The organism is Fictibacillus arsenicus, from assembly GCF_001642935.1.
In the GTDB taxonomy this organism is placed as follows: Bacteria; Bacillota; Bacilli; order Bacillales; family Fictibacillaceae; genus Fictibacillus; species Fictibacillus arsenicus_B.
This window is the reverse complement of record NZ_CP016761.1, coordinates 3,757,670-3,776,445: the sequence shown is the minus strand read 5'-3', so window position 1 is coordinate 3,776,445 and position 18,776 is coordinate 3,757,670. Positions and strand designations below refer to the sequence as shown.

19 protein-coding genes are annotated in these 18,776 nt (G+C 44.8%); 16 read left to right on the top strand and 3 right to left on the bottom strand.

Annotated elements, in window-relative coordinates; genetic code table 11:
- Positions 1–6 precede the first annotated feature (6 nt).
- Positions 7–414: a F0F1 ATP synthase subunit epsilon gene (locus ABE41_RS19070; RefSeq protein ID WP_066293883.1), complete on the top strand. Its 408-nt coding sequence runs from the start codon at positions 7–9 to the stop codon at positions 412–414.
- 384 nt (positions 415–798) lie between these two features.
- Here ABE41_RS19070 and ABE41_RS19065 read toward each other — a convergent pair whose 3' ends face one another.
- Entirely contained in the window at positions 799–978 is a 180-nt protein-coding gene (locus ABE41_RS19065; RefSeq protein ID WP_066293882.1) for a hypothetical protein, read from the bottom strand.
- 159 nt (positions 979–1,137) lie between these two features.
- Between ABE41_RS19065 and ABE41_RS19060 the strand changes: the two genes are divergently transcribed.
- The 4 genes from ABE41_RS19060 to ABE41_RS19045 all read left to right on the top strand — a co-directional run bounded on the left by ABE41_RS19060 (position 1,138) and on the right by ABE41_RS19045 (position 6,157).
- Positions 1,138–1,683 (top strand): glycerol-3-phosphate responsive antiterminator, encoded by a 546-nt coding sequence (locus ABE41_RS19060; RefSeq protein ID WP_066293880.1) that lies wholly within the window; start codon positions 1,138–1,140, stop codon positions 1,681–1,683.
- 214 nt (positions 1,684–1,897) lie between these two features.
- Entirely contained in the window at positions 1,898–2,725 is an 828-nt protein-coding gene (locus ABE41_RS19055; protein ID WP_066293878.1) for an MIP/aquaporin family protein, read from the top strand.
- A gap of 33 nt (positions 2,726–2,758) precedes the next feature.
- Positions 2,759–4,261: a glycerol kinase GlpK gene (glpK, locus tag ABE41_RS19050; protein ID WP_066293875.1), complete on the top strand. Its 1,503-nt coding sequence runs from the start codon at positions 2,759–2,761 to the stop codon at positions 4,259–4,261.
- A gap of 231 nt (positions 4,262–4,492) precedes the next feature.
- Entirely contained in the window at positions 4,493–6,157 is a 1,665-nt protein-coding gene (locus ABE41_RS19045) for a glycerol-3-phosphate dehydrogenase/oxidase (protein ID WP_066293874.1), read from the top strand.
- Between the two features lie 566 nt (positions 6,158–6,723).
- On the opposite strand, the gene ABE41_RS19040 is transcribed toward ABE41_RS19045, so the two are convergent.
- A complete protein-coding gene (locus ABE41_RS19040) occupies positions 6,724–7,113 on the bottom strand; it encodes a DUF1722 domain-containing protein (protein WP_066293873.1) in 390 nt (129 codons plus the stop codon).
- Positions 7,114–7,145: 32 nt separating this feature from the next.
- Positions 7,146–7,343, bottom strand: a complete 198-nt coding sequence (locus ABE41_RS19035) for a hypothetical protein (RefSeq protein WP_066293868.1) — start codon at positions 7,341–7,343, stop codon at positions 7,146–7,148.
- A gap of 228 nt (positions 7,344–7,571) precedes the next feature.
- Between ABE41_RS19035 and ABE41_RS19030 the strand changes: the two genes are divergently transcribed.
- The 11 genes from ABE41_RS19030 to nuoN all read left to right on the top strand — a co-directional run bounded on the left by ABE41_RS19030 (position 7,572) and on the right by nuoN (position 18,439).
- Positions 7,572–7,946, top strand: a complete 375-nt coding sequence (locus tag ABE41_RS19030; RefSeq protein ID WP_066293866.1) for an NADH-quinone oxidoreductase subunit A — start codon at positions 7,572–7,574, stop codon at positions 7,944–7,946.
- On the top strand, positions 7,937–8,452 hold the full coding sequence (locus ABE41_RS19025) for a NuoB/complex I 20 kDa subunit family protein (RefSeq protein ID WP_066293864.1): 516 nt from the start codon (positions 7,937–7,939) through the stop codon (positions 8,450–8,452). The genes ABE41_RS19030 and ABE41_RS19025 overlap by 10 nt, the downstream gene beginning before the upstream one ends.
- The gene (locus ABE41_RS19020; RefSeq protein ID WP_066293861.1) at positions 8,449–9,711 is read left to right on the top strand and encodes an NADH-quinone oxidoreductase subunit C; all 1,263 of its coding nucleotides are present in this window, start codon (positions 8,449–8,451) and stop codon (positions 9,709–9,711) included. Before ABE41_RS19025 ends, ABE41_RS19020 begins: the two co-directional genes overlap by 4 nt.
- 3 nt (positions 9,712–9,714) lie before the next feature.
- The gene (locus ABE41_RS19015) at positions 9,715–10,815 is read left to right on the top strand and encodes an NADH-quinone oxidoreductase subunit D (RefSeq protein ID WP_066293858.1); all 1,101 of its coding nucleotides are present in this window, start codon (positions 9,715–9,717) and stop codon (positions 10,813–10,815) included.
- The gene (gene nuoH / locus ABE41_RS19010) at positions 10,815–11,816 is read left to right on the top strand and encodes an NADH-quinone oxidoreductase subunit NuoH (protein ID WP_066293856.1); all 1,002 of its coding nucleotides are present in this window, start codon (positions 10,815–10,817) and stop codon (positions 11,814–11,816) included. The genes ABE41_RS19015 and nuoH overlap by 1 nt, the downstream gene beginning before the upstream one ends.
- A gap of 441 nt (positions 11,817–12,257) precedes the next feature.
- Positions 12,258–12,677 carry an NADH-quinone oxidoreductase subunit NuoI gene (nuoI, locus tag ABE41_RS19000; RefSeq protein WP_066293850.1) on the top strand — a complete coding sequence of 140 codons (420 nt, stop codon included), beginning with the start codon at positions 12,258–12,260 and terminating at the stop codon, positions 12,675–12,677.
- On the top strand, positions 12,674–13,186 hold the full coding sequence (locus tag ABE41_RS18995) for an NADH-quinone oxidoreductase subunit J (RefSeq protein ID WP_066293848.1): 513 nt from the start codon (positions 12,674–12,676) through the stop codon (positions 13,184–13,186). The genes nuoI and ABE41_RS18995 overlap by 4 nt, the downstream gene beginning before the upstream one ends.
- Entirely contained in the window at positions 13,183–13,497 is a 315-nt protein-coding gene (gene nuoK / locus ABE41_RS18990; protein ID WP_066293845.1) for an NADH-quinone oxidoreductase subunit NuoK, read from the top strand. Before ABE41_RS18995 ends, nuoK begins: the two co-directional genes overlap by 4 nt.
- A 20-nt stretch (positions 13,498–13,517) precedes the next feature.
- Positions 13,518–15,386, top strand: coding sequence for an NADH-quinone oxidoreductase subunit L (gene nuoL / locus ABE41_RS18985; RefSeq protein ID WP_066294978.1), 1,869 nt, complete (start codon positions 13,518–13,520; stop codon positions 15,384–15,386).
- Positions 15,383–16,900, top strand: a complete 1,518-nt coding sequence (locus ABE41_RS18980; RefSeq protein WP_066293841.1) for a complex I subunit 4 family protein — start codon at positions 15,383–15,385, stop codon at positions 16,898–16,900. The genes nuoL and ABE41_RS18980 overlap by 4 nt, the downstream gene beginning before the upstream one ends.
- A gap of 3 nt (positions 16,901–16,903) precedes the next feature.
- Entirely contained in the window at positions 16,904–18,439 is a 1,536-nt protein-coding gene (gene nuoN, locus ABE41_RS18975) for an NADH-quinone oxidoreductase subunit NuoN (protein WP_066293839.1), read from the top strand.
- Positions 18,440–18,776: the final 337 nt, after the last annotated feature.

The following is an 18,776-nucleotide window of genomic DNA, read 5'->3' as shown; positions in this document are numbered from 1 at the left end:
GATTGGATGAAAACCATTCAAGTCAGCGTAGTAACCCCTGATGGTCCTGTGTTTGAAGGAAATGCGAAAATGGTCAGCGCGAAAGCAAAAAGCGGGGAGCTTGGAGTTCTTCCAGGCCATATCCCTCTTGTAGCTCCTTTAACGATCAGCGCCGTGCGTGTTCACGACGTTGATGGGAAAACACAATACGTGGCCGTTAGCGGTGGATTTATTGAAGTGCGACCTGAAAAAGTCACAATTTTAGCAGAAGCTGCTGAAGTTGCTGGCGACATCGAAGTGGATCGCGCACGTGCAGCAAAAGAACGTGCCGAGAAGCGTCTTGCAGGCAACAAGCAAGATAACGTTGACGCAACTCGTGCGGAATTTGCACTTAAACGTGCAATCAACCGTATCGACATTGCAGCAAAACGTTAATTTTCAAGCCTTTCAGCTCTATAGTGGAGCTGGAGGGCTTTTTTGTTCTGTTGATATGGGTGGTGGGTATAATGCGAGTCGTTTTTGTCGAGTTTTATCGACTCGCGGATATACACCTAAAATTCGCGGGAATATGGCAAAAACTCGCGGGATTAACAGCAAAATTTCAGGAATTATATCCAATATTTCAGGAATTAATCTTCTTAATACCCCTTATGGTACCCTGATTTAACCGATTCGGTTCCAAAACTGTGCCTAAACCATGGTTTATTAGTTTGAAAATAAAATATCCCTTCTAAACATGGGTCAGAAGGGATATTCATCACGTTCATTTCATTATTGAGGGAGGTTGAAATGAAGAAATACTATTTTGAGGGATAGAAGTCAAGATCTTCCGAAAATCGGCGGTAAATCGTTTCGTTGTGTTAACCAAATCTGTTCGCCATTTTCATCAGCTGCCGCTGAAGCTTCTATTTTTTCATGAAGTTCTGCCACTTCGTCTCCAAAAGGGTTGGGGAAACGTACAAAAGGTGATATAGGTTTAGCTAATTTTTTCTTCTCCACTTTATCACTCCTTATCATGGAACAGAACAGCCATACCACATTAAATGCTCGTCCAGGGCAGTTGGTATGTGTTATTATCACAGAATATAAAAAAGGGCTCAGCATCCCGATAAAATAGCTGCTTTTTGAAAATGATAAAAGGTAAGAGGAGTGTGCACGATGAGCTTTCACGGTCAAAAGGTTTTACCCGCTGCCAGAAAAATGAAAGATTTTGAGAAACTGCTAAAAAGCAAATATACATACATCGTTTGTTTAGATACGCATATCAGTCAGCTGAAATTTATGATTTCCATGGCGAACGAGCGAAATAAAAAAGTTCTTGTTCATCTTGATCTGATCAATGGCCTGAAAGCGAACGAATACGCCGTGGATTTTTTAGCTCAGGAAATGAAGCTGGCTGGGATTATATCGACACGCTCAAACTGCATCATCCGGGCAAAAAAAAGGAACATGATTGCTGTGCAGCGTTTATTTTTATTAGATTCACTAGCTCTAGAAACGAGTTATAAAGTAATCGAACGTGCTCAGCCAGACTATTTAGAGGTTTTGCCGGGCATCATGCCGGAAATAATTAAAGAAGTAAGACTACAAGCGCAAATACCAATAATTGCTGGCGGACTTATTCGTACAAAAGAAAATGTCATGCAGGCGCTTGAGGCAGGTGCGGAAGCAGTAACGACCTCTAATCCAGAATTGTGGATCTAATATTTTTCCTGAATAACGTTTGACAACGTTTACATCCTTGCTATAATAGAGACAAGTTCATACACGTGACGGAGAACATGGAGATCCACAAGGGGTAACTTATAGCAAAACTATAGGTATCTTTTGCTGGGTCTTTTTTTGTTTGCTTTCTTCACGGTTCAAAAAGCTATCATAAAAATTATCTTGTCAGTTTAGCACAAAGGAGGAAAAAATGATGTCTACATTTATGGGAGAATTAATCGGTACTATGATCCTCATTATTTTTGGAGGTGGCGTTGTTGCAAACGTTTCCTTAAATAAATCCAAGGCACAAGGCGGCGGTTGGATTGTTGTTGCATTAGCTTGGGGACTTGCAGTATCAGTAGCGGTTTACGCTGTCGGAGGTTTTAGCGGTGCACACATCAATCCCGCTGTTACGCTCGGACTTGCTGCAATCGGTGAATTTGCTTGGAGCGATGTGCCGATGTACATTATCGCTCAAGTAATCGGAGGAATGCTTGGTGGAATCGTTGTATACTTCCACTTCCTGCCGCACTGGAAAGCAACTGACGATAAAGCGGTTAAGCTCGGAGTATTCTCAACTGACCCGGCGATCCCGCACACTTTTTCGAACTTGCTCTCAGAATTTATCGGAACAGCTGTTTTGCTGGTAGGATTATTATCGATCGGAGCGAATAAATTTTCAGAAGGACTTAATCCGCTGATCGTCGGATTCCTGATCGTCGCAATCGGTTTATCACTTGGTGGTACTACTGGTTACGCGATCAACCCAGCCCGTGACTTAGGACCAAGAATTGCACACGCAATCTTGCCGATTCCAGGAAAAGGCGGGTCAAACTGGACATATTCATGGATTCCGGTTGTAGGGCCAGTTCTTGGAGGAATATTCGGAGCATTGTTTTATCAAGCTGTTTTCACTGGTAAAGTAACATCGCTATTTTGGATCTGGACAGCTGTATGTGCAGGAGTTTTGGCAATAACGTTCATGTTAGGGAAAAAAGGCACACACGCGATACCGCACGGAAATAAAATTGAAAACTAAAATACAAATAAGATACTCGGGAGGGTTTTTGAAATGGCAAAAAAATATATTATCGCACTCGACCAAGGAACAACAAGTTCAAGAGCTATTCTATTCGATCAAGCTGGGGAAATAGTTGAAATCTCTCAAAAGGAATTCAAACAGCATTTTCCTCAGCCGGGCTGGGTGGAGCATGATGCACAGGAAATCTGGGGAACTATTTTAGCGGTTGTTGCAGAAGTCCTTCATAAAACAGATACCAATCCTGCTGAGATTGCGGCGATCGGAATCACGAATCAGCGTGAAACGACTGTTGTGTGGGACAAGAACACAGGAAAACCAGTTCACAATGCAATTGTTTGGCAATCACGCCAGACGGCTGAAATTTGTGATGAACTGAAGAAACAAGGGCTTAATGACAAGTTCCGCGACAAAACGGGACTTTTGATCGACGCTTATTTTTCTGGAACAAAAGTAAAGTGGATCCTTGATAACGTTGACGGAGCAAGAGAAAAAGCGGAAAAGGGTGATCTTCTTTTCGGAACGATCGATACGTGGCTCGTTTGGAAGCTGACTGGCGGTAAATCTCACGTAACGGATTATTCAAACGCATCACGAACACTAATGTATAACATTTATGATTTAAAATGGGATGACGAGCTGCTCGATATTTTAGGTGTTCCAAAGTCAATGCTTCCAGAAGTAAAATCTTCTTCTGAAGTATATGGAGAAACGATTGATTATCATTTCTTCGGTCAAAACATTCCGATCGCAGGAATCGCCGGTGACCAGCAGGCTGCTCTTTTCGGACAAGCATGCTATGAAAAAGGAATGGCGAAAAACACCTATGGTACTGGATGCTTCATGCTCATGAACACGGGTGAAAAAGCTGTTCCGTCAGAACATGGACTTCTTACAACAATCGCTTGGGGCATTGACGGAAAAGTAGAATACGCCTTAGAAGGAAGTATTTTTGTGGCAGGATCTGCGATTCAATGGCTCCGTGATGGATTGCGCATGCTAAAAGATGCTGCAGACAGTGAAAAATATGCTGATCGCGTTTCCTCAACAGACGGTGTGTATGTGGTGCCGGCTTTCGTGGGTCTTGGCACACCGTACTGGGATTCTGAAGCCCGAGGGGCGATCTTCGGCTTGACGCGCGGTACAGAGAAAGAGCACTTTATTCGTGCAACGCTTGAATCACTCGCCTATCAGACGAGAGATGTACTCACTGCGATGGAAGCAGACTCTGGGATCGAGCTGAAAAAGCTGCGTGTTGATGGCGGAGCGGTTAAGAATAATTTCTTGATGCAATTCCAAAGTGATATTTTAAATGTTCCTGTTGAACGTCCGAAGATCAATGAGACGACGGCACTTGGAGCGGCGTATCTTGCAGGCCTTGCAGTAGGTTTCTGGAGTGACCGCCAAGAAATCGCAGAAAAGTGGAAAGTGGGCAAAGATTTCGACGTAAACATGAAAGAAGAACAACGCAACGAACTTTATGGCGGCTGGAAAAAAGCTGTTGAAGCAACGATTGCCTATAAACCGAAAGCATAACCCTTTAAAAAATTTAAAACTTAAGCTATACTGAAAACAAGTTGATATTGAACCGGTTGGAGATCAGGAGAGACCACAAAACCTCGTAAACAGTTGCGGGGTTCTTGTGGTCTTTTTTTGCGTAATTAGAGCGCACCAAACGTAAAATCTGGGTGTTGCTTAGCAAATTTACGGGAAAACTACCCATAGCATTACGTGTCCGGCGGTTCTAACAGAAGGAGTGAGAGGAAAATGACAGCAACATTTTCAACCTATAATAGAGAAGCAATCATCGAAAATATGAAAAAACAAAAGCTTGATCTGCTCGTAATCGGCGGCGGTGTTACAGGAGCAGGTATTCTGCTCGATGCCCAGACGCGCGGAATGAAGGTCGGGCTCGTCGAGATGCAGGATTTTGCAGCGGGAACATCCAGCCGTTCAACAAAACTCGTTCACGGTGGATTGCGCTATCTCAAGCAGTTCGAAGTGAAGCTAGTTGCCGAAGTCGGAAAAGAGCGCGCAATCGTTTACGAGAATGCACCGCATGTAACAACACCAGAATGGATGCTTCTGCCGATCTATAAAAATGGAACGTTCGGTAAATTCTCTACATCTATCGGTTTAAAAGTGTATGACTTTTTAGCAGGCGTAAAGAAACAAGAACGCAGAAAAATGCTCTCAGCTTCAGAAACATTGAAACACGAACCACTTTTGAAAAAGAGCGGGCTACAAGGCGGCGGGTACTATGTGGAATACAAAACGGATGATGCCCGTCTGACTCTTGAAATCATGAAAGAAGCTGTTGCGCGTGGTGCTTCAGCTGTTAACTATTCGAAAGTTACAAGTTTTATATATAACGGAAAAAAAGCAGTAGGCGTAAAAGTAGAAGATCAGCTGACTGGGGAAGTTCATGAGATTTATGCGAAGAAAATCGTGAACGCAACTGGCCCTTGGGTTGATGAACTCCGCGAAGAAGACCGCTCGAAAACAGGTAAAGAGATTCACCATACAAAAGGAATCCACCTTGTGATCGACCAGTCGAAGTTCCCGCTCAAACAGGCTGTTTATTACGACACAGAAGACGGCCGAATGGTGTTCGCGATCCCGAGAGCTGGTAAAACGTATGTGGGAACAACAGATACAGATTATAAAGGAGATCTCGCAAACCCAGGCATGACTGAGGAAGATCTGAATTATGTCCTAAACACCATTTCCTTTATGTTCCCGGAAGTGAAGGTCACCCGTGATGATGTTGAGTCCTCATGGTCAGGACTGCGTCCGTTGATTCATGAGCCGAAAAAGGGGCCATCTGAAATTTCGAGAAAAGATGAAGTTTTCCACTCGCCTTCTGGTCTATTGACGATTGCAGGCGGAAAGCTTACCGGCTACCGCAAAATGGCGGAAAAAGTAGTGGATATCGTTCGTGACCAGCTGGCAGACGAAGAGAATGCCAAGTTCCCAGATTGCAGAACGCAGCACTTGGAACTGTCAGGCGGTAAAATGGGCGGAAGTGAAAACTTTGGAGACTTTTTACGTAAGAAAGTGCAGGAAGGTTTAGCATTAGGACTGGATGAAGCGAAAGCAAGAGAGCTTGTTCAGCGTTACGGGACTAATATTGACGTTGTTTATGGATTTATGAAAGAGCGCGGTGAGGAAGCGAAGAGCTGCAACTTGCCGAAGAGTCTGTACGCGTCCCTTCTATATGCGTTGGAATACGAGATGGCTTCGACGCCATCTGACTTCTTGATCCGCCGGATTTCCGCTTTATATTTTGATATCGATACGGTGTACAAATGGAAGGAAAACGTCATCAGATGCATGGCGGATAAATTAGGCTGGGATGAAGAAGAAAAGCGTGATTACGCAGCAGAATTTGAAGAGCAGCTGAGATTGTCAGTTGAACCGGTTAATGACTAAAATGAGAGCTATCCCGTTTAGGTGGAGGGCACTGAAAAAGTCTCTAAATAAAATGTTGAATGCGGGGATCTCCGCTCCAGGGTACATGCTTTCCGCGGGGCGGGCGGTGAGCCCCCTGCCGCTACGCGCCTTTAGGGGTCTCACCAGTCCCACTCGTCCCGCAGGAGTCAGTACCCTTCCGCTACAATCCTTACATGTTTGTATGCAAAAAAAGGATCAAACCAGCTCTTATCAGGTGGTTTGATTCTTTTTTCTGTTCAACCGGTTTTTCAGTGCCCTCTTTTGGTGCGGGGTAGCTTTTTTGTTTGTAGGGCGTTTAGGTAGTGGGGTATGCAGTTTGCGAAATTTGTCGCGGTGTATCGACTCGTGGTTATTTTCAAAATAACGTGGGATTATTTCAATTAACGTGAGAAAAAATCAATTTAATGTGGGATTATCCGATTTAACGTGGGATTATATGTCCGAATACCTCCTAAGGTATAGATCATGAACAGTTTCGGCCGCCGAAACTTTCCCTATTTCTAAACAAAACAAAAGGATGCAGCCGATAACGTTGGGCAGCATCCTCACTTTTTTATAAAAGTAGATTGATTTAAGAAGTCAGACGGGTATTTTTGCAGCAGATAATGCAAAAATAGCTTCATCTCATATGGAATGTCATCCATCTCAACTACTTCTAACTCTTTCAGTTCATTTAATAAAGAAAAAAAGTGCTTTTTATCGTTTTCTTCAGCCTCTTTTTTAAAATAACCCCAGACGTGTTCCAATGTATTGATAAGTGCTTTTTTATCGTAAGGTTTTTGTTTATAATCGGCGATCAAACGTTGAATTTCATAATAATCTTCTGCAGATCGTGCTTCTCTCATTTTACCCTGAATATCTTTATAAAAATTATAGCCCTTGGCCATTACAGAATACTTTTCACTAGCCCAAAGCAGTTCGGTCTCTTTTTTCAAGTAGAGATCACATCCTCTTTTTAGGCATTTTATTAAATGAAAACGTAAAGCGCGAGTGCTATTAATGAGACAAGAATCAGCACAGCGTAAATCGCAGTTAAACGAAAGAGATTTTGTTTTGTTGAACTTCCGTATTTTTCATCCTGAGTCCTGGAGATCAAAATCGTTCCTACTAACCCAGCGATTGAAATGACAACAATTAAAAAATAAGCAATCCACCAAAAATCCATAATCTATCTACCTCCTCTTTACACTTCTATCATACTGCTATCTTTCTATGATTCACATCAAAAAATTTACAGGATTATGAACTTTTCTATAGAAAAATAAGGATAGAACATTTATTTAGTACAGGTAGGTAAGACAAAAAGGCATCATCGACACAAAAAATGGAATTTGTTATAATTAAAGCGGTTACACAATTTGAAAAATTCTGAGTTTTTATGGGGGTAGTCAGAATGGATTTTTACAATTTATATCAGAACAATTACCTCATCGTGGCTGTATTTCTTTTTTTAGGGATTCTTTTGCCGGTTGTCGCTTTGACAGCGGGTCGTCTGCTGCGACCTTATAAGCCATCAGCAGAAAAATACACCACTTACGAAAGCGGGATCGAACCTTTTCACCAAAGCTGGGTTCAATACAATGTCCGCTATTATTTGTTTGCACTTATGTTCGTCATTTTTGATGTTGAAACCGTGTTTTTATATCCATGGGCAGTGGCTTATGAAGAGCTAGGTGTTTTTGCCCTGATTGAAATGGGAATTTTCGTTGTTCTTTTAACGTTAGGTCTCGTATACGCTTGGAAAAAGAAGGTGCTTAAATGGACATAAAATGGGAGCTTACGGCTGAAGAACGTTCAGAACTGGAACGCAACGTCTTTATGGTAACACTCGAACAAGTAAAAGCATGGGCACGAAGCAACTCGCTTTGGCCGCTCACATTCGGACTCGCGTGCTGTGCGATTGAGATGATGGGAACGGGTTCCTCGCATTATGACTTAGACCGCTTCGGAAGTATTTTTCGGACGTCTCCTCGGCAGTCAGATGTCATGATCGTTTCAGGAACCGTTACGAAAAAAATGGCGCCTGTTTTAAAAAGATTGTATGAGCAGATGCCTGAGCCAAAGTGGGTCATTGCGATGGGTTCTTGTGCAACTGCAGGCGGTCCATATATCAAATCATATGCCGTTGTAAAAGGGGTCGATCAGATCGTCCCTGTCGACGTGTACATACCAGGCTGCCCACCGAACCCAGCAGCGCTTATTTACGGCATCAACAAGCTTCAGGAAAAAATCCGTTATGAAGCGAAGACCGGCAAGAAGGTGATGAGCGAATGACAAAAGAGCATGGTGAATCAAATGAAGGATTATCAATAGAAGAGCAAAAGAAGAAAGCAGCCGCAGAGGCAAAGGCAAAGGCACATGAGCTTGCAAAACAGCGTCAGGCGGAAAAGGCGAAAGCGGCGGAAGCATCAGAACCCGCTGCAGAACCAGAATTAACAAAAGAAGAGCTGAAAAAGAAGGCTGCAGCTGAAGCGAAGGCAAAAGCACTAGAACTCGCAAAACAGCGTCAGGCTGAAAAAGCGAAAGCGGCAGAAGCGCCTGAACCAGCGGCAGAACCTGAATTAACAAAAGAAGAGCTGAAAAAGAAAGCTGCTGCAGAAGCGAAGGCAAAAGCGCTTGAGCTTGCGAAGCAGCGTCAGGCTGAAAAAGCCCAAGCTTCCACTGAATCAACTGAGCCAGCGGGGGATGATGAAAAGGCGAAAGCAGCAGCAAAAGCAAAGGCCGCTGCAGCTGCGAAAGCGAAATCAGCCGCTGCCGCGAAGGCAAAACTAGCAAGAGAAACAGGCGGAGATGCAGCATCAGAACTAGCACCCGACGACGAAAAAGCGAAAGCAGCAGCAAAAGCAAAGGCTGCCGCCGCTGCAAAAGCAAAAGCAGCTGCAGCCGCGAAAGCAAAAGCAGCAAGAGAAGCGGGCGGAGATGCTCCAGCAGGGGACAATGAAAAGGCGAAAGCCATCGCTGCCGCGAAAGCAAAGGCCGCAGCCGCTGCAAAAGCGCGTGCCGCAGCTAACGCAAAAGGAGCTGCATCAGAACCAGCAGAAGAAGAGAAACCATCTCCAAACCAGCCGATCCTCGATACCTACATAAAAGTCATCAAAGAGCACTTAGGAGAAGATGTTTTAGAAGATGCTTATATTAACAGACTCTCAAAAGACGTGCCGACATTAGTCGCGAAACCCGATACCTATTACAAAATCGCTGAGTTTTTAAAACACAACGATCAGCTTCGTTTTGATTATCTGTCTGAAATGCATGGGACAGATTTTGAAACCCATTTTGAAGTTTATAACCATTTATATTCGTTTGTAAATCGCCAGTCCGTTGCATTAAAAGTAAAAATAGACAGAAATAGTGCAGTTACCCACTCTATTACCCCGTTATGGGCAGGCGCAAACTGGCCTGAGCGTGAAACGTATGATCTTTTAGGAATCCAATTTGAAGGTCATCCAAATTTAACACGCATCATGCTTCCGGATGACTGGGTAGGTCATCCGCTCAGAAAAGATTACGAACCGCATGACGTGGAGGTGTAGAGAATGATCAGAACAGAAGAGATGCTCCTTAACGTAGGACCTCAGCATCCAAGTACACACGGCGTTTTCCGGATCGTACTGAAGATCGACGGTGAAACCATTATTGAAGCGACACCTGTAATCGGCTACTTGCACCGCGGTACTGAAAAACTCGCTGAAAATTTACAATATACGCAGATCATCCCTTACACAGACCGCATGGATTATTTGGCTGCGATGACGAACAACTACGTGATCTGCCATGCCGTTGAAACGATGATGAGTCTTGAGATTCCGGAACGTGCTGAATACTTGCGCGTTATTGTGATGGAGCTTGGACGAATCGCGAGTCACCTCGTTTGGTTCGGTACATATTTACTTGATATTGGTGCGATGAGCCCGTTTCTATACGCATTCCGTGAAAGGGAAGCGATCATCAACATGCTGAACGAAATTTGCGGTGCGCGCCTTACGTTCAACTACATGCGTGTCGGCGGCGTGAAGTGGGATGCGCCAGATGGATGGATCGAAAAGGTTCGTGATTTTATTCCGTATATGAGAGAAGAACTTGCGGGCTATCACGATCTCGTGACAGGAAACGAAATCTTCCTGAACCGTGTAAAAGGGATCGGCTATTACACGAAGGAAGAAGCACTCGATTACTCATTAAGCGGTGCGAACTTAAGATGTACCGGCACGAGCTGGGATCTTAGAAAAGACGAGCCGTATTCAATCTATGACCGTTTTGATTTTGATGTACCTGTCTTTCATACAGGCGATGCATGGGCGCGTTATCAGTGCCGCATGCAGGAAATTGAGGAATCATTAAAAATTTTAGAACAAGCTGTTGAACAATTCCCTGAAGAGGGTCCTGTAATTGCAAAAGTGCCAAGAATTATCAAGCCGCCAAAAGGGGAAGCGTTTGTCAGAATAGAGTCGCCGCGTGGCGAGATCGGCTGCTACATAGCATCAGAAGGAAAGAAAGAGCCTTACCGCTTAAAGTTCCGCAGACCGTCTTTTTATAACCTGCAGATCTTGCCTAAGCTTTTAGTCGGCGAAAACATTTCCAACTTGATTACGATTTTAGGCGGAATCGACATTGTGCTCGGGGAGGTTGATGGCTGATGATGGAGGATCTTTTATACGCACAGCCTGGCTGGATGCATGTAGCCATCTTCTTCGCACTTGGTGCAGCGCTGCTTATGACCGTTTTAGGTTTCGTAACATACGCAATTTTAGCTGAGCGTAAAGTGCTCGGATTCATGCAGATGCGTACAGGGCCGAACCGCGTTGGGGGAAGATTCGGTCTTCTGCAAACCGTCGCTGACGTATTTAAACTTTTAATAAAAGAAGATACCATTCCAAAGCTTGCTGACCGTCCACTATTCATTCTGGCTCCGGTTATCGCGTTCGCACCTGCGTTCATGGTGCTCGCGACGATACCGTTCTCGGAAAACATGCAGTTCGCAGACCTTGGTGTCGGCTTGCTTTATTATGTAGCCATCTCAGGGATTTCAACGATCGGCATCTTAATGGGCGGCTGGGCATCAAACAATAAATACTCGCTTTTAGGCGGCATGCGTGCTGCGGCACAGATGATTTCGTATGAGATCCCGCTCGTCATCTCGGTGATCGGCGTTATCCTTTTTGCCGGCAGCCTCAACTTAAACGACATTGTACGAGGACAAGAAAATATCGCGTACATCTTTTTAACACCGATCGGGTTTTTCGTCTTTTTGATCTCCTCGATCGCTGAGCTGAACCGTACACCGTTTGACTTGCCAGAAGCAGAATCAGAGCTTGTTGCCGGTTATCACGTGGAATACTCCGGTTTCCGCTGGGCATTCTTCATGCTGACAGAGTACGTGTATCTGTTCGCGATGGCGTCGCTGACAACAGTACTGTTCCTCGGCGGATGGATGCCGATACCGTTCTTAGGATTCATTCCAGGAATGTTGTGGTTTGGCGTAAAATTCAGCCTAGTTGTGTTTTTCATGATCTGGATTCGCGGAACACTTCCTCGTCTGCGTGCTGATCAGCTGATGGGCTTTGCGTGGAAAGTACTTCTTCCGCTCGCACTATTAAATATCTTTGTAAGTGCAGCAGTAAAAGAACTATTTTTATAAAACAGCTCTTGGGATTCGTTGTTGCTTTTAAAAGGGGTTGATTTCCGCTCCAGGATGCTCGCTTTCCGCGGGGCGTGCGGTGAGCCCACTCGTCGCCTTGCGACATTGAATGGTCTCACCTGTCCCGCTGATCCCGCAGGAGTCTCGCACCTTGCGCTCCAATCAACTTGCAACGAAGTATCTTCACAAAAACGTTTTAAGGGCATCTTAGTTGATGGCAAGGAAATCTGCGACACTCCTGCGGGAAAACGGACTGCCGAGACCCCACAGAGAGCTTGCGAACGAGGAGGCTTGGCGGTTCGTCCGCGGAAAGGGAGTGGATTTCCTAGCTTCTTTGGAAGATCAACAGCTAGAGTCCAACAGAGCTACTAGATTAATAGACTTCCACTAGAACAAGCCCAGTCAATAGATAGACCAAAGCATAAGGAGCGTGATCTCAGGATGAAAGGTCTTGTGAAAGGTTTAGGCTACACCGTTAAGAACTTGACGAAGCAGAACGTGACGACAAGTTATCCGGACGTGCCGATCCAAATGCCCGACCGTTTCCGCGGTATCCAAAAGTTTTATCCGGAAAAGTGCATCGTGTGCAACCAGTGCGCGCAGATTTGCCCGACAGACTGCATCCAGTTAACGGGTAAGCCGCATCCGGATCCAGCGAAAAAAGGAAAAATCATTGATACGTATGATATCAACTTTGAAATATGTATTTTGTGCGATCTCTGTACAGAAGTGTGTCCAACAGAGGCGATCGTCATGACAAACCAGTTTGAACTCGCGGAATACAGCCGCGACGATCTGTTTAAAAATCTCGAATGGCTGGATGAAAACGATGAGAACGTCAGAAAGGAGAACAAAGCATGACCGGTGAAATGATAGCTTTTTTCCTGCTAGCACTGACAGCGATTACCGGCGGTGTTCTTCTGATCAATCTGACAAATGTCGTACACATGGTTGTCGCACTTATTTTCACATTTATTGCGATTGCAGGTATTTACATTACGTTGTCTGCTGAATTCGTAGCGGTTGTTCAAGTGCTCATCTATTCAGGTGCCATTACAATTATCATGCTATTCGGAATCATGCTGACGAGGCATCAGGAAAAAGAGAAGCGTGCACCGCGGCTAAAAATTATACTGACGGGCCTTGCGATCGGTCTTTTCTTTCTGATTATGTACGGAAAAATCAAAGACTTAAACTTTGGCCAGCAGGACGTGGAACTGCACGTGGATAACACGAAAAAGATCGGGATCGAGCTGTATTCCCATTACGTTATCCCGTTTGAATTAACATCAGTTCTGCTTTTGGTAGCATTGATCGGCTCCATCATCCTCGCAAAACGCGATGATGATGAGAAGGAGGCAAAAAAATGAGCTCTGTACCTTTAACGGCTTACTTGATGCTTGCCTTGATCCTGTTCTGCATCGGTTTGTTCGGTGCACTTACAAAACGAAATGCGGTCATTGTGCTGATTTCAATAGAATTGATGCTGAATGCCGTAAATATTAATTTAGTAGCTTTTGCGAAATACTCGATTAATCCGGGACTCACCGGACAGATTTTCTCCTTGTTCACCATTACGGTAGCGGCTGCAGAAGCGGCAGTGGGACTCGCGATTCTGATCGCGTTGTATCGCAACCGTCAAACGGTAAATGTGGATGAAATGGATACGATGAAGCGATAAGAGAGGAGATGGACAATATGATGTTGCAGATGAGTTGGCTTATACCGTTGTTCCCGCTTTTATCCTTCATTCTTTTACTGCTGTTCAGGAAATCCAAAAGTGAAAGCACCGCTTGGATTGGAGTGCTTTTAACAGGAATTTCGCTCGTCATGTCCTTCGGCGTATTTTTTGCCGTCTGGCAAGGTGAGGGTATAAAGACAGAGGGAACTTGGTTTCAGATCGGAGAACGTGCGATCACGATGGGCTTTGAGGTGAATCCTCTTAATGCGCTCATGCTCGTAATCGTTTCACTTGTAAGTTTTTTAGTACACCTTTATTCAAAAGGGTACATGCACGGTGACGAACGATTCCCGGTATTCTTCGCATATTTAGGATTGTTTTCATTCGCGATGCTCGGACTGGTTCTTTCTCCTAATCTATTACAGCTGTATATGTTTTGGGAGCTTGTAGGACTTGGTTCTTTTCTATTAATCGGATTCTATTATTTTAAGCCGGAAGCAAAGGCCGCTGCTAAAAAGGCCTTCGTCATGACCCGTATCGGAGACGTTGGCCTGTTTATCGGAATGGTTTTGCTATTTTGGCAAGTTGGCAGTTTCGAATATGACGAGATTTTTGCTTCTGTAAAAAATGGCGATATCTCATCAGGGATGCTGACACTCACGGCTCTTTGTATTTTTGTAGGAGCGGTCGGTAAATCAGGTCAGCTGCCGCTTCACACGTGGCTTCCGGATGCGATGGAAGGCCCTACGCCTGTTTCGGCACTCATCCACGCTGCAACGATGGTAGCAGCTGGGGTGTACTTAGTAGCGGCGATGTATCCGCTCTTTCAAGCATCAGAAGCAGCATTGACGGTTGTTGCTGTTGTCGGGGGATTGACAGCGATATTCGCAGCATCGATCGGCCTCATGCAAAAAGATATTAAACGCGTTTTAGCGTATTCTACTGTCAGCCAGTTAGGGTATATGATGCTCGCGCTTGGTGCATCAGGCTATGTGGCAGGGATTTTTCACCTGACGACACACGCCTTCTTTAAAGCATTGCTGTTCTTAGCGGCCGGAAGTGTCATTCATGCCGTACATACACAAAACATCGAAGAAATGGGCGGGCTTTGGAAAAAGCTTCGGATCACGGGGCCACTCTTCTTGATCGGAGCACTCGCGATTTCAGGCGTTCCGCTTTTATCAGGATTCTTCTCAAAAGATGAAATTTTAGCAAGCACATATGCAGACGGCAAGTACGGACTGTTCTGGCTCGCTGTCATCGCTGCATTCATGACTGCGTTCTATATGTTCCGTTTGTTTTTCCTTGTGTTTACAGGGGAGGAACGAGGTAACGAGAAGGGTGTCCATGAATCACCAGGCGTGATGACATTCCCGATGATCGTTCTTGGCGTGTTAGCTGTCGTTGCGGGTTACCTGAACACAACATGGTTTGGAACATTTTTATCCGATTACCTGGCACAAGGCCCGGTTGAACTGACGCACGGCGATCACCATGGACCTGCTTGGATCCCGCTTGTTGCCACACTGGCTGCCGCTTTAGGAATCGGTCTCGCTTATTTAATCTATCAAAAAGGGACTCTTTCCAGAGACTGGATTACTCGTTCGTTCCCTAGCCTCGCGGATGTTATCTACAACAAGTGGTATATCGATGAAGGCTATGATCAAACCGTTGTAAAAGGAACGAGAGGTTTGAGCAAGCTTGGTGTTCTCTTCGACCGCTATGTTGTTGATGGACTCGTAACAGCTGTAACAAACGGTGTTCAAGGACTTAGCAAGATCGGCTCGCGTCTGCAGAACGGTCAAGTGCAGTCCTACGGAACAGCGGCTATCTTTGGAATCGTGATTTTATTGCTTATTGTGGCATTGACGGGGGGGTATTTCTCATGAACGCATGGCTTCTTTCCATCTTGATCTTTTCCCCTTTGTTAGGTGTGCTGGTACTCATGTTTGTACCTTCTAACGATGAAAAATCGATTAAATGGCTTGGTGTGTTAGGAACACTTTTCCCATTAGGCATCGCACTAGTCGTCCTCTCAGCTTTCAAAATGGGAGGAGAAGGGCTGCAGCTGACGGAAAAATTCAGCTGGATCTCTTATGAAGTTTTTCAGTCAAAAGGTCAGGTAAGCTATCCGATCTTTTATGAAGTAGGGGTTAACGGACTTTCGATGGTGCTGATCCTCTTGACAGCTGTCGTTTCGGTGCTCGCAGCAATCGCTTCTTTCTCCATCAAACAAAACTGGAAAAGCTACTTCATTTTGTTTTTCCTTCTGGAGATGGGAATGCTCGGCGTGTTTGCAGCTCAAAATCTGTTTTTATTCTTTATTTTCTTTGAAGTCACACTCATTCCGATGTTTTTCTTAATCGGACGCTGGGGTTACTTAGAAAAAGAAAAAGCGGCTTACAGCTTTCTAATCTATAACGGTGTTGGTTCAGCCATTTTGCTTATTGTATTCGTTACGCTGTTCATGAAAACAGGCACGATGAACTTCGAACAGCTCGCTTACACGTTTTCTCTGCCGCAAGCAGAGCTGAACCAGCTGTTTATTACAAAGGGCTTTAAAATGGGGATGCTGATTGCGCTGCTGGTCGCATTTGCCGTAAAGCTGCCGGTTTTCCCTCTGCATTCATGGATGGTCCGTGTGCACGTTCAGGCGCCGCCTGCGATTGTCATGATTCACTCAGGAATCCTGTTGAAAATTGGAGCTTACGGAGTGATCGTGTTTGGGGCAGGCATGTTCCCTGATCAGTTCAAGTCACTCGCTTTTATTATCGGACTTTTCGGTGTGATCAACCTGCTTTACGGAGCGTTTTTAGCATTAACCCAAACCGATGTAAAACGCGTTCTCGCTTATTCTTCCGTTTCACATATGGGAATCGTACTGATTGGTCTTGCTGCCGGCAATGAATCAGGAATGATGGGAGCCGTTTTCCAAGTGGTCTCTCACGGTTTGATCTCAGCACTGCTGTTTTTCTTAGTGGGTGCATTATATGAACGATCCGGCAGTTCTGAGTTAAGTGCATTTGGCGGAGTGGCAAAAAGGATGCCGATTCTGGCTGGTGTATTCCTAGCCGGCGGTCTCGCATCACTTGGTCTGCCGGGTATGTCCGGCTTCATTAGCGAGTTCATGGCGTTTTTAGGGTTATTTGAAAAAATGCCAGTGTTAGCTGCAGTGGGAACCCTTGGCCTGATTTTAACAGCGGTTTATGTATTGAGAGCCGTACTGGCTATCACGTTTGGAGCTGAAAAAGAACTGAATGAAACGCGTGACTTATCATCGTCAGAACGGGTTCCGGCGTTCGTGCTGCTCGCAGCGATTCTTTTTATCGGAATTTATCCAGCGTGGTTAAGTGATATGCTCCGTCCAACATTAGATGCCATTCTGCTAGGGTTAGGGGGCTAATCGATGGATCTAGATACGTTATTATCCTTTAAATGGAGCGTCATGGCTCCCGAATTTATCATACTTGGTGTTGCGACGCTGCTTTCTGTGATCGACCTTTTTATGAAAAAAGAATCCAGCCGCAAACCTTTAGCATGGCTTGCCGGGGCAGGGGTGCTTGGTGCACTTGCTGCGATCTTCATGCAGCTGGATACAGAAGTAACGTCCATTCTCTATGATACGTACAGACTCGATTCTTTTTCAAAAGCATTCAAGATTTTGCTTTTGCTTGGAACGCTTCTGGTCTTGGTTTTAGCAGCAAGCTACAAGAAGGAAGACATTGAAGAGAACCGCGGAGAATTCTATTATTTGCTGCTGTCTGCTCTATTAGGGGCAATGATGATGGCTTCAAGCGCAGACTTAATCACCTTGTTCGTCGGTCTTGAGCTTCTCTCTCTTGCTTCTTATATCATGGCAGGGCTTGAAAGACGCAATAAACGGAGCAATGAGTCAGCGTTTAAATATGTGGTTTCTGGCGGAATTGCAACGGCGATCACCTTGTTCGGAATGAGTTATGTTTTCGGTCTGACAGGTGAAACGAACCTGTTCTTGATCGCTCAAAATATGCAGGACCCAGAATTATTGAAGCACGGATTTCTATTGATGTTTGCATTCCTTATCACGTTTGCGGGACTTACGTTTAAAATTGCAGCAGCACCTCTTCACATGTGGGCGCCAGATGTGTACGAAGGAGCACCAGTTCCGGTCACAGCATTTTTAAGCGTTGTTTCAAAAACAGCAGGATTTGTGATCTTGCTGCGTTTTATCATCATTACTTTTATCGCAGCTCCTGGAATCGATAGTGAATCATTGCTGCTGGAAGTTCAGCCTTATGTCATGATTCTGGCAGCTGCTACAATGATCATCGGGAACGTAACGGCACTGAGACAGAGAAATATTAAGCGGATGTTCGCCTACTCGTCCATTGCCCAAGCTGGTTATATCCTCGTTCCATTTGTATCAAATTCGTCGCTTTTATTTGAACTAATCTGGTTTTATCTTTTGGCTTACTTGTTTATGAATATCGGTGCCTTTACCATAATTCAAGTTTTAACCGCTCAGGAAAAATCAAACGACATTAGTATTTTCCGCGGATTGTTTAAACGATCACCGTGGCTAGCTGTACCGATGACGTTCTTTCTTTTATCACTGGCAGGGATACCAATCACCGCTGGATTCGTCGGGAAGTTCGGAATCTTTATGGGAGCGCTTGGCCTGGAGCCGGCTCATTATTGGCTCGCAGCCGTCATGATGGCAACCACGCTAGTCTCATATGTGTACTACTTTAATGTCATCGCGGTTATGTTTTTCCGGGATGGTGAAGGGGCGAAGGTTGCAGTGCCATCCGGCTTGGCAGCGGTACTCGCATTTTGCGCGGTATCGACGGTCATCCTTGGTGTAATGCCAGATCTCGCACTGGATTTCTTTTACGGAAACTTCGATATTAATGAGTTTTTCATGAATATCGAAGCGGTTGATACTCATACGCATGATCATTAACCATCAGCTCGTTAAGGTTGCTTGTTAACCTTAGCGGGCTTTTTTTATTGCAGCCGGTGGATTGATGTTTAGCAGTGTTTAAACCTGAGTTTGTCGACTTGTGGTTATTTTTCATTTAACGTGGAATTAATTGAGCTAAGCGTGGGAAAAATCCAATTAACGTGGGATTATTTGAATTAAGCCAGGAATTCTGAGTTGTGCAGTTTTTTAGCGATTTATCTGTGCGCCCAGTACGGACTATCAAACAAGATGTTTCCCTCAAAAGGAACGGCACTTTTCTTATATGAAAATGATTCAAAAATGAGCCGAAACTACCGTAACCTGTACCATTTTTATA